The 12377-nt window shown below is 63.5% G+C and carries 7 protein-coding genes; 4 read left to right on the forward strand and 3 right to left on the reverse strand.

Features of this window, described 5'->3' with window-relative positions:
• Positions 1–35 precede the first annotated feature (35 nt).
• A complete protein-coding gene (locus AC3B5Q_RS08905; protein ID WP_275967170.1) occupies positions 36–1718 on the forward strand; it encodes an AMP-binding protein in 1683 nt (560 codons plus the stop codon).
• Between the two features lie 217 nt (positions 1719–1935).
• Here AC3B5Q_RS08905 and AC3B5Q_RS08910 read toward each other — a convergent pair whose 3' ends face one another.
• Positions 1936–2097, reverse strand: coding sequence for a hypothetical protein (locus AC3B5Q_RS08910; protein ID WP_015271006.1), 162 nt, complete (start codon positions 2095–2097; stop codon positions 1936–1938).
• A gap of 139 nt (positions 2098–2236) precedes the next feature.
• Here AC3B5Q_RS08910 and AC3B5Q_RS08915 point away from each other — a divergent pair, with 139 nt between their 5' ends.
• The 3 genes from AC3B5Q_RS08915 (at position 2237) to glgB (ending at position 9940) form a co-directional block, all read left to right on the forward strand.
• Positions 2237–4255 (forward strand): alpha-1,4-glucan--maltose-1-phosphate maltosyltransferase, encoded by a 2019-nt coding sequence (locus AC3B5Q_RS08915; protein WP_021782115.1) that lies wholly within the window; start codon positions 2237–2239, stop codon positions 4253–4255.
• Positions 4256–4412: 157 nt separating this feature from the next.
• Complete coding sequence (gene treS / locus AC3B5Q_RS08920) at positions 4413–7733, forward strand: maltose alpha-D-glucosyltransferase (RefSeq protein WP_103462309.1); 3321 nt, start codon at positions 4413–4415, stop codon at positions 7731–7733.
• Complete coding sequence (gene glgB, locus AC3B5Q_RS08925; protein WP_021782117.1) at positions 7730–9940, forward strand: 1,4-alpha-glucan branching protein GlgB; 2211 nt, start codon at positions 7730–7732, stop codon at positions 9938–9940. Before treS ends, glgB begins: the two co-directional genes overlap by 4 nt.
• 214 nt (positions 9941–10154) lie before the next feature.
• Here glgB and AC3B5Q_RS08930 read toward each other — a convergent pair whose 3' ends face one another.
• Both AC3B5Q_RS08930 and AC3B5Q_RS08935 read right to left on the reverse strand, forming a co-directional pair.
• A complete protein-coding gene (locus AC3B5Q_RS08930) occupies positions 10155–11231 on the reverse strand; it encodes an autotransporter domain-containing protein (RefSeq protein ID WP_021782118.1) in 1077 nt (358 codons plus the stop codon).
• A 316-nt stretch (positions 11232–11547) separates the two neighbouring features.
• A complete protein-coding gene (locus tag AC3B5Q_RS08935; RefSeq protein WP_488392987.1) occupies positions 11548–12342 on the reverse strand; it encodes an endonuclease/exonuclease/phosphatase family protein in 795 nt (264 codons plus the stop codon).
• Positions 12343–12377: the final 35 nt, after the last annotated feature.

A 12377-nucleotide genomic window follows, 5' to 3' on the forward strand; every position in this document is an offset into this window, starting at 1 on the left:
AGCCGTGCCCAAAACAACCACAAGAAGGGACACCCATGAGTCAACCGAGCTATACCCGCGGTCGCCAGGACCGACCCTTGCTGACCCAGACCATCGGCCAGGCCTTCGATGCCACCGTAGCCCGCTGTTCCGACAGCGAGGCCTTGGTGTCCCGCCACCAGGGCCTGCGTTACAGCTGGCGGCAGCTGGCCGAACAGGTCGAAATACACGCCCGCGCGCTGATCGCACTGGGCGTGAACACCGGCGACCGTGTTGGCATCTGGTCGCCCAACTGCGCCCAGTGGAGCATCTTGCAGCTGGCCAGTGCCAAGGTCGGCGCCATCCTGGTCAACATCAACCCGGCCTACCGTGTGGGTGAGCTGGAGTACGTGTTGCGCCAGTCTGGCTGCCGCTGGCTGGTCTGCGCTGAAGCCTTCAAGACGTCTGATTACCACGCCATGCTGCAGGAGCTGGTGCCTGAACTGGCCAGCGCCCGGCCTGGTGAGCTGGCCAGTGAATGCCTGCCCGAGTTGCGTGGTGTCATCAGCCTGGCCGCCAACCCGCCTGCCGGCTTCCTGCCCTGGCACGCCTTGGCCGAGTGGGCAGGGCAGACGTCTGTCGAGGCTTGCACTGCCCGTCAGCAAAGCCTGCAATTCGACCAGCCGGTAAACATCCAGTACACCTCCGGCACCACCGGTGCACCCAAAGGTGCCACGCTCAGTCACTACAACATCCTCAACAACGGTTTCATGGTGGGTGAAAGCCTTGGCCTGACAGCCCGCGACCGTATGGTGATTCCGGTGCCGCTGTACCATTGCTTCGGCATGGTCATGGCCAACCTCGGCTGCATCACCCACGGCAGCACCATGATCTACCCTAACGATGCTTTCGACGCCGAACTTACCTTGCGCGCCGTGGCCGAAGAGCGCGCCAGCATCCTCTATGGCGTGCCGACCATGTTCATCGCCATGCTCGATCACCCATCGCGCGCCCACATGGACCTGTCGACCCTGCGCAGCGGCATCATGGCCGGTGCCACCTGCCCGATCGAGGTGATGCGCCGGGTCATCGACCAGATGCACATGGCAGAAGTGCAGATCGCCTACGGCATGACCGAAACCAGCCCGGTGTCACTGCAGACCGGCCCGGACGATGATCTGGAGCTGCGCGTGACCACCGTCGGCCGCACCCAGCCGCAGCTGGAAAACAAACTGGTGGACGCCGATGGCTGCATCGTCGCGCGCGGCGAGATTGGCGAACTGTGCACCCGCGGCTACAGCGTGATGCTTGGCTACTGGGACAACCCCCAGGCCACGGCGGATGCCATCGACCCGGCCGGCTGGATGCATTCGGGTGACCTGGCGGTGATGGACGAGCAGGGCTATGTGCGCATCGTCGGGCGCAACAAGGACATGATCATTCGCGGCGGCGAGAACATTTATCCGCGTGAGCTGGAAGAGTTTTTCTACACCCACCCGGCGGTGGCCGATGCGCAGGTGATCGGCATTCCGTGCAGCCGCTATGGCGAAGAGATCGTCGCCTGGATCAAGCTGCACCCTGGGCACAGCGCCACGGTCGAGGAACTGCAGGGCTGGTGCAAGACGCGCATCGCCCACTTCAAGGTGCCGCGATATATCCGCTTTGTCGACGAGTACCCGATGACCGTGACCGGCAAGGTGCAGAAGTTCCGCATGCGCGAGATCAGTGTGGCGGAGATTGCGGCTGCATCTGCGGGTTGATGTGCGAGTGCGGCCGGCCTCTTCGCGGGTAAACCCGCTCCTACAGGGACAGCGCCGCATTCAAGGCCGGCACGGTCGCTGCAGGAGCGGGTTTACCCGCGAAGAGGCCGGTCCGTTCAAGGCAAGACCTTCGCCTTGCCAAGCGTTTGATCATCCTCAACCATAACCTGCGACCAAACACGTTACTGGCAGAATTACCCGGTGCCGTGGTCTACCCTTAAGCCTTCACCGGTGGCTCCTGGCTCGGCGGGTCGCCCACTGTCGGCGGCACGGTCGGCTTGATCGGCAGCTCGTCCGGCTCTTCTTCCGGTACGGGTGGCGGCAAGCTCGGGTCGTCGATGTTGGGATCGGGTGTCTCCGGTGGAATGGGAATGTTCATGGCCTGACCTCGCGTGGGTGGGTGAAGAGGTGCTGTAGGCTCTGACCGCTGGCAGCTGCCGTTCGCTCAATTATTTTGAACCCCCCGCCTGTGCCCGGCTCTGAACCCTTACCGCCACCAGCCTGAGGGAGCAAGGTCGATGTCACGAAACGAGCCCTTTGAAAGCGTGCCCATGGCGAACGATCACCCGGACCAGCCCATCAGCCTGTCCCAGGCGCTGCTGGCGCCGCGTATCGTGATCGAAGACACCCAACCTGTGCTCGACGCCGGCAGCTTCGCCGCCAAGGCCGTCAGCGGCCAGCCCGTGACAGTCAGCACCAAGGCCTACAGCGACGGTCACGACCGCCTGGCGGTGATGCTCAACTGGCGCCAGGCGCACAGCCGGCGCTGGCATTGCGTGCCGATGCAGTCGGCGGGCAACGACCTGTGGCAGGCCGAGTTCACCCCCACCGAGCTGGGTCCGCACCGGTTCAGTATCGAGGCCTGGATCGACCCGTTTGCCACCTATTGCCACGATCTGGAGAAGAAGTACCACGCCGGCGTCGAGGTAAAACTGGAATTGGAAGAAGGCCGTTTGATGCTCGGCACAGGCATCGAACTGTGCAGCGGCGCCCTGCGCGAGGCGCTAGAGGCCTTGCAGCAGCGCCTGCCCACGCTCAGTATCGATGACCAGGTGGCTTTGTTTCTCGACCCGACCACCGCCCGCCTGATGGGCGAAGCCGAACACCGCAGCTACCTGACCCGCAGCCCTGATTTCCCCCTTGATGTCGACCGCCCGGCCGCACTGTTCGCCAGCTGGTACGAGCTGTTCCCGCGCTCCATTACCGACGACCCGCAGCGCCACGGCACCTTCAACGACGTGCACGAACGGCTGCCGATGATCCGCGACATGGGCTTCGACGTACTGTACTTCCCGCCCATCCACCCCATCGGCATGCAGCATCGCAAGGGCCGCAACAACGCCCTCAAGGCCGAGCCGGGCGACCCGGGCAGCCCTTATGCCATTGGCAGCCCGGAAGGCGGCCACGAGGCCATTCACCCGCAACTGGGCAGCCGCGATGACTTTCGCCGTCTGGTGGCCGCAGCGGCGGAACACGGCCTGGAAATCGCCCTCGATTTCGCCATCCAGTGCTCCCAGGACCACCCTTGGCTCAAGGAGCACCCGGGCTGGTTCAGCTGGCGCCCGGACGGCACCATCCGCTACGCCGAAAACCCGCCGAAAAAGTACCAGGACATCGTCAACGTCGATTTCTATGCGCCAGAGGCCGTGCCTTCGCTGTGGCTCGCCCTGCGCGATGTGGTGGTCGGCTGGGTCGAGGAGGGCGTGAAGACCTTCCGCGTCGACAACCCGCACACCAAGCCGTTGCCGTTCTGGCAATGGCTGATCGGCAATGTGCGCAGCCAGCACCCCGACGTCATCTTCCTCGCCGAAGCCTTTACCAAGCCGGCGATGATGGCGCGCCTGGGCAAGGTCGGCTACGCACAGAGCTATACCTATTTCACCTGGCGCAACCACAAGCAGGAGCTGCGCGAATATTTCGAGCAGCTCAACCAGCCGCCGTGGAGCCAGTGCTACCGGCCCAACTTCTTCGTCAATACACCGGACATCAACCCATTTTTCCTGCACACCTCAGGCCGCGCAGGGTTTCTTATCCGTGCGGCGCTGGCGACCATGGGCTCAGGCTTGTGGGGCATGTATTCGGGCTTCGAGCTGTGCGAGGGCACGCCGTTGCCGGGCAAGGAGGAATACCTGGATTCGGAGAAGTACGAAATCCGCCCACGTGATTTCACCCAGCCCGGCAACATCATTGCCGAGATCGCCCAGCTCAACCGCATCCGCCGGCAGAACCGTGCCTTGCAAACCCACCTAGGTGTGGCCTTCTTCAATTGCTGGAACGACAACATCCTGTACTTCGCCAAGCGTACGCCTGAGCGTGACAACTACATCCTGGTGGCCATCAGCCTCGACCCGCACAACGCCCAGGAGGCGCATTTCGAGTTGCCACTGTGGGAGCTGGGGCTGGACGACAACGCCGAAACCCAAGGTGAAGACCTGATGAACGGCCACCGCTGGTCGTGGTACGGCAAGACCCAATGGATGCGCATAGAGCCCTGGCACCTGCCGTTCGGCATCTGGCGCATCGAGAAAGCCGGGTAAAACCGGCCTGCAGCCTTTTCCCCCCCTGTGGGAGCGGGCATGCCCGCGAACACCGGCAGAGCCGGTGCCAAGCACCGCGGTGGCTGATTCGCGGGCACGCCCGCTCCCACAGCGATGGTGCAAGAAGGGGCAAACATGCAATTGAAAGGAGTCGCACATGGCCAAGCGTTCCCGCCCGGCAGCCTTCATCGACGACCCGCTGTGGTACAAGGACGCCGTCATCTACCAGCTGCACATCAAGTCGTTCTTCGACTCGAACAACGACGGCATCGGCGACTTCGCCGGCCTGATCAGCAAGCTCGACTACATTGCCGAGCTGGGCGTCAACACCCTGTGGCTGCTGCCGTTCTACCCATCGCCACGCCGTGACGACGGCTACGACATCGCCGAATACAAGGCCGTGCACCCCGACTATGGCAGCATGGCAGACGCCCGCCGTTTCATCGCCGAGGCCCACAAGCGCGGCCTGCGGGTGATCACCGAGCTGGTCATCAACCACACCAGCGACCAGCACCCGTGGTTCCAGCGTGCCCGCCACGCCAAGCGCGGCAGCAAGGCGCGCGAGTTCTACGTGTGGTCGGACGACGACCAGAAGTACGACGGTACGCGCATCATCTTCCTCGATACCGAAAAGTCCAACTGGACCTGGGACCCGGTCGCCGGCCAGTACTTCTGGCACCGGTTCTACTCGCACCAGCCGGACCTCAACTTCGATAACCCGCAGGTACTCAAGGCGGTGATCGGCGTCATGCGCTTCTGGCTCGACCTGGGTGTAGATGGCCTGCGCCTGGACGCGATCCCTTACCTGATCGAGCGCGACGGCACCAACAACGAGAACCTCGCCGAAACCCACGAGGTGCTCAAGGCGATCCGCGCCGAGATCGACGCCAACTACCCCGATCGCATGCTGCTGGCCGAAGCCAACCAGTGGCCGGAAGACACGCGCCCGTACTTCGGCGAAGGCGATGGCGACGAATGCCATATGGCTTTCCACTTTCCGTTGATGCCGCGCATGTACATGGCCCTGGCCATGGAAGACCGCTTCCCGATCACCGACATCCTGCGCCAGACCCCGGAAATTCCGGCCAACTGCCAGTGGGCGATCTTTTTGCGCAACCATGATGAACTGACGCTGGAAATGGTCACCGACCGCGAGCGCGACTACCTGTGGAACTACTATGCCGAAGACCGCCGCGCGCGCATCAACCTGGGCATTCGCCGGCGCCTGGCGCCCCTGCTGCAGCGTGACCGGCGGCGCATAGAGCTGCTGACCAGCCTGCTATTGTCGATGCCCGGCACGCCAACCCTGTATTACGGCGACGAACTGGGCATGGGCGACAATATCTATCTGGGTGACCGCGATGGCGTTCGCACTCCCATGCAGTGGTCGCCAGACCGCAACGGCGGTTTTTCCCGCGCCGACCCCCAGCGCCTGGTGCTGCCGCCGATCATGGACCCGCTCTACGGTTACCAGACGGTCAACGTGGAGGCGCAAAGCCACGACCCGCATTCGCTGCTGAACTGGACCCGGCGGATGCTGGCGGTACGCAAGCAGCAGAAGGCCTTTGGCCGCGGCAGCCTGCGCACCCTCACGCCCAGCAACCGGCGCATCCTTGCCTATATCCGCGAGTACACCGATGCCGACGGCAATACCGAGGTCATCCTCTGCGTGGCCAACGTGTCCCGTGCCGCCCAGGCTGCCGAACTCGAATTGTCACAATACGCCGACAAAGTACCGGTGGAGATGCTTGGCGGCAGCGCGTTCCCGCCAATCGGCCAACTGCCGTTTCTGCTGACATTGCCACCTTATGCCTTCTACTGGTTCCTGCTGGCCAGCCGCGATCGCATGCCCAGCTGGCACATTCAGGCCACCGAGGGGTTACCCGAATTGACCACATTGGTACTGCGCAAGCGCATGGAAGAACTGCTGCAAGCCCCCGCAAGCGATACACTGCAAAGCACCATCCTGCCGCAGTACCTGCCCAAACGCCGCTGGTTCGCCGGCAAGGAAGGGCCGATCGACGCCGTGCGCCTGTGTTACGGCGTGCGTTTCGGCACCGCCACCACGCCGGTGCTGCTCAGCGAAATCGAAGTACTCAGCGACGGCACGGCCACCCGCTACCAGCTACCGTTCGGCCTGCTGCGTGAGGAACAGATCCATACCGCGCTGCCGCAGCAGCTGGCGTTGTCGCGGGTGCGCCGTACCCACCAGGTTGGCTTGATCACCGACGCCTTCGTCCTGGAGCCGTTCATTCACGCCGTGATGCAAGCCTGCCAGGATGGGCTGCGCTTGCCGTGTGGCGACGCTGAGGGTGAATTGCGCTTTGAATGCACAGAGCAGCTGGCCGGCCTGGCGCTCGACGAGGAGAGCGAAGTGCGCTACCTCAGCGCCGAGCAGTCCAACAGTTCGGTGGTCATCGGCGATCGCGTGGTGCTCAAACTGATCCGCCGGGTCAACCCGGGTATCCATCCAGAGCTGGAAATGAGCGCCTACCTGACCGCCGCCGGCTTTGCCAATATCTCGCCGCTGCTGGCCTGGGTCAGCCGGGTGGACGAGCAACACGCGCCGCACCTGCTGATGATTGCCCAGGGTTACCTGAGTAACCAGGGCGATGCCTGGGGCTGGACCCAGAACACCCTTGAACGGGCCATCCGCGACCAGATGGAGCCCACCCGCAATGACGGCGAAGCGCACACTGACGCATTGGCCGAACTCAGCGGCTTTGCGGCCTTGCTTGGCCAGCGCCTGGGCGAGATGCACCTGCTGCTGGCCTCACCCACCGAAGACCCGGCCTTCCAGCCGCGCCCCAGCGATGCCCGGGACAGCGAGCGCTGGCGTGCACAGATCAGTACCGAACTGATCCACGCCCTCGACCTGCTGGCCCAGCACCGTGACACGCTGGACAGCGACAGCCAGGCCTTGGTCGACGACCTGCAGCAACAGCGCGAGGGCCTGGCCCAGCATATCGACAAGCTGACCGCGCAGGCCCAGGGTGGCCTGCTGATGCGTGTGCACGGCGACCTGCACCTGGGCCAGGTGCTGGTGGTGCAGGGTGATGCCTACCTCATCGATTTTGAAGGCGAGCCTGCCCGGCCACTTGAAGAGCGCCGGGCAAAACACAGCCCCTACAAGGATGTCAGCGGCGTGCTGCGATCCTTCGACTATGCTGCTGCGATGATCTTGCGCAGCGCGTCTGCGGTGGACCTTTCCGAGCCGGCGCGGCAAGCCCGGCAGCGGGTTGCCCGGCAGTACCTGCACCAGTCCCGGCATGCCTTTGTCGAAGCCTATGGCCTGGCCACCGCCGCCATGCCCCACGCCTGGCAGCACGCCGAGGGCGAGCGCGCGGCACTGGAGCTGTTCTGCCTGGAAAAAGCCGCCTACGAGATTACATACGAAGCCGAAAACCGTCCGAGCTGGCTGGCCGTGCCTTTGCATGGTCTGCATGGACTGATCAGTACCTGGGGAGAGTCAGAATGAACGTTACAACGCGTGAAAACGGTGGCCTTCGGCAACGGGACCTCGACGCCCTGGCCCGCGCCGAACACGCCGATCCTTTTGCGGTACTCGGCCCCCACGGCGACGGCGCGGGCGGGCAGGTGGTCCGCGCCTTTCTGCCCAATGCCCTGAAAGTGCGCGTCCAGGCCCGGGATGACGGGCGGGTACTTGCCGAAATGGAGCAGGGCAGCCTGCCCGGGTTGTTCAGCGCGCACCTCAATGAGGCACAGCCCTACCAGCTTCATATCGTCTGGGCCGGTGGCGAACAGGTTACCGAAGACCCCTACAGCTTCGGCCCGCAACTGGGTGACATGGACCTTCACCTGTTCGCTGAAGGCAATCACCGCGATTTGTCCGGGCGCTTCGGTGCCCAGCCGACTCAGGTCGATGGCATCGACGGCGTGTGTTTCTCGGTCTGGGCGCCGAATGCCCGACGGGTGTCGGTGGTGGGTGATTTCAACAACTGGGATGGCCGCCGCCACCCCATGCGCCTGCGCCACAGTGCCGGGGTATGGGAGCTGTTCATTCCGCGTCTGGGCGTGGGCGAAACCTACAAGTTCGAAGTGCTCGGCAAGGACGGCATACTGCCGCTGAAGGCCGACCCGCTGGCCCGTGCCACCGAGCTGCCGCCGAGCACGGCGTCCAAGGTAGCCGGTGAACTCAGCCACGCCTGGCAGGACCATGACTGGATGGCGCAACGCGCCCAGCGCCACGCCTACAACGCGCCATTGTCGATCTACGAACTGCACCCCGGGTCATGGCGCTGCGAGCTGGACGAAGCGGGGGAAATCGGGCGTTTCTTCAATTGGCGCGAACTGGCCGAGCGGCTGGTGCCCTATGTGCAGGAACTGGGCTTTACCCACATCGAGCTGCTGCCGATCATGGAACACCCGTTCGGCGGCTCCTGGGGCTATCAACCACTGTCGATGTTCGCGCCCACCTCGCGCTACGGCAGTGCTGAGGATTTCGCCGCGTTCATCGACGCCTGCCACCAGGGAGGCATTGGTGTGCTGCTGGACTGGGTGCCGGCGCATTTCCCCACCGATGAACACGGTCTGGCTCGCTTTGACGGCACTGCCCTTTACGAATACGACAACCCCCTGGAGGGCTACCACCAGGACTGGAACACGCTGATCTACAACCTCGGGCGCAATGAAGTGCGCGGCTTCATGATGGCTTCGGCGCTTCACTGGTTGAAGCATTTCCACATCGACGGCCTGCGCGTCGATGCGGTGGCCTCGATGCTGTACCGCGACTACTCGCGCAAGGCTGGCGAATGGGTACCCAACCGTCACGGCGGGCGCGAGAACCTGGAAGCCATCGACTTCATCCGCCACCTTAACGGCGTCGCTGCCCACGAGGCCCCGGGTGCGCTGATCATCGCCGAAGAGTCCACCGCCTGGCCTGGGGTCAGCCAGCCGACCCAACAGGGCGGCCTGGGTTTTGCCTACAAGTGGAACATGGGCTGGATGCACGACACCCTGCACTACATCCAGAACGACCCGGTGCACCGCACCTACCACCACAACGAGATGAGTTTCGGGCTGATCTATGCCTATTCCGAGCACTTCATCCTGCCCATTTCCCATGATGAGGTGGTGCACGGCAAGCATTCGCTGATCGACAAGATGCCCGGCGACCGCTGGCAGAAATTCGCCAACCTGCGCGCCTACCTCACCTTCATGTGGGCACACCCGGGCAAGAAGCTGCTGTTCATGGGCTGCGAGTTCGGCCAGTGGCGTGAGTGGAACCACGACAGCGAACTGGACTGGTACCTGCTGCAGTACCCCGAGCACCAGGGTGTGCAGCGGTTGGTGGGCGACCTCAACCGCCTGTACCGCGAAGAACCGGCGTTGCACGAGCAGGATTGCCAGCCGCAGGGCTTCCAGTGGCTGATCGGTGACGACGCGCAGAACAGCGTGTACGCCTGGCTGCGCTGGAGCAGCAGCGGCGAGCCGGTGCTGGTGGTGGCCAACTTCACCCCGGTACCCCGTGAGGGCTATCGCATTGGCGTGCCGTTCGGCGAGCGTTGGCAGGAGCTGCTGAACAGTGATGCCGAGCTGTATGCCGGGTCGAACGTGGGTAATCTGGGGGCGGTGGCCAGTGAAGCAGTGGCCAGCCACGGGCAGCCATTATCGCTGGCCCTGAACCTGCCGCCGCTGGGGGTGTTGATCATGAAGCCCGCCTGATCGGTTGACCGCACTGGCCTTTTCGCCTGTGGGAGCGGGTTTACCCGCGAATCCGGTAGCGGCGGCAACCGTGAATGGCCTTTGGAAATTGGCCGGCAGGCCCGGCCCTTTCGCGGGTGAACCCGCTCCTACAACGGCCTGTGCCGAGCCACCGATGCGTGTGGCCCCGATCAGTGTGTAGGCGCGGGTTTACCCGCGAAGAGGCCGGCCCTGCCTACCACCGCATCCGTACCCCAAGGCTGCCAATCAACCCGTTCAGGTCATTCTCATCCACATCACTGCTGTAATCGGCGCTGACGAACATGGCCACCGAAGGTGTCACCCGCGCCACCAGGCCCAACCCCAACTCCACCGTGGTCGAGTAGCGCGAGCTGGAAATCTTGTCGACCTGGTCCAGCTTCACCTCATCGGCATTGCTGAAGTCATACCACACGTTGGTCCGCACATAGGGCTCGATCGGCATGCCGCGCACCTCGTAGCGTCCGGACAGCTTGGCGCCAACCCGGCCGCTCCAGCTCGGCTGGCTGTCGAAGGCCCGCAAGGTCTCCTCCTGTACCTGGTTGCCAGGGAAGAATTGCTGGTTGATCAACTGTGCCTGGGGCTCGATCACCCAGTTGCCACTCAGGCGGATCGGGTACCCGCCCTCTACCGAGAAGGTCATTGCGTGGCCACTGTCGTCCAGGCGCTGGCCGTTTTCGCCACGGCCCATTACGTCGATCCGCGAACCCATGGCCACGGCATTCAGGTGCCAGCCCTGTTCATGGGTCATGCTCCAGTACACCCCCAGGCTTTCCCCGCTCAAGTTCACCGCTTTGCGCTGCTTGTCGCCCAGCAGTGAGCGCGTGCCCTTGAAGCTGCTTTGCAGGTTGTTGTGCCCCACGAATATCCCCGCGCGGTGCACATTGCCCGCCGCCGTTTCACGCACGAACAGGTCCGGGCCGATCATCAGTTGCTGGCTGGGCGCCTCCAGCTGTGCCGGGGGCAGCGCTCGGCTGCGCGCACTGGTGGGGAAGAATTGCGCCCACTGACTGGCAATCAGGTCGGGTGCCGCCTGCCGGTGCCGTTCGCTCATCTGCTGCGAAAACGTATTGAGGGTGCCTAGGCTCAACCCATTGGCACTGACCGGGTCGAGCGACAGTGGCGTCGTTACGGGTTGCTGCAGAAAGCCGGGGGAGATGGGGTCACCCTGCAGTTCGTACGCGATCGTTTCCACCGGGGTTGCCAGAAGCAGCGACGTGGAAACCGCGTAGAAAATGCTGTCGAAGCGCAAGGGGTTCGAGGTGCTTTTCATGGCGGATCTCCTTTGTTTTTGTGGTGCAGCCCGAGAACCTGGCCTGTTGTCACGAGCTGTACGGCAAAAACAGTGGGCGACCCAAACCAGCGCGCCAGTTATCGCAAACGCGCACGAAGGCGCGAGCTAGAGGCCCGGCGCAAGATTTTTACAGCTTGGTATTGTTCAGCTAAGGAGAGGTCACCGCTTGCGTCAAGAAAACGTGAACGAAGTGTTCAAGGCGCGTCTTAACGATTAACTCATTGTTTTTTCGAACTAAGATGCAGGGTATAGCGGGGTTCGCTATTTGCCGTGCCGTGGCTATGAAGAATGATTGCTAAAGCCGCACTTCAACGGCCAGTGGCAGGTGGTCTGACAAGTGCGACCAAGGTTTGTGCCCCAGAATCCTCGGCCCATGGCTTTCGGCGTTACGCAGGTAGATGCGGTCCAGGCGCAACAGTGGCAGGCGGGCAGGGTAGGTGCGGGCGAGATGGCCGTGGTGGCGCTCGAAGGCTTCGTGCAAGTCGCGTTGCAGGCCAAGGGTGCGGTTGCCGTGACTTTTCCAGTCGTTGAAGTCGCCGGCGATGATCACCGGCGCGTTGGCCGGCAGAGAGTCCAGCAACTTACGCAGCAACTGCAGCTGCTTTTGCCGGTGGCTTTCCAGCAGCGACAGGTGCACGCAGACCGCATGCACCTGGCCTTGCCCAGGCACCTCCAGCACACAGTGCAACAGGCCGCGGCGTTCGGGGCCGGTGATCGACACGTCCAGGTTGCGGTGCTCGATGATCGGGTACTTGGACAGCAGCGCATTGCCGTGGTGGCCGTCGGGATAGACCGCGTTGCGGCCATAGGCGAAGTCGCTCCACATGCTGTCGGCGAGGAATTCGTACTGCGAGGTCTGTGGCCAGCCGGGGTGGCGCGCAGCGTGGCGGTCGTGGCTACCCAGCACTTCCTGAAGGAAGACAATGTCGGCCTGTGTGCTGCGCACAGCCTCGCGCAGCTCTGGCAAGATAAAGCGCCGGTTGAAGGCGGTGAAGCCCTTGTGGGTGTTCACCGTCAGTACCCGCAGGCGTTTCACGGCTGGGGCCTGGCTGACACTGGCGAAACCATTACTGCCGGCTTCGAGGCTCACAATTCCTCCTGAAGTTAACCCTGCCTCATTGCCGC

The sequence above is a fragment of the Pseudomonas sp. D5(2026) genome, assembly GCF_057766845.1.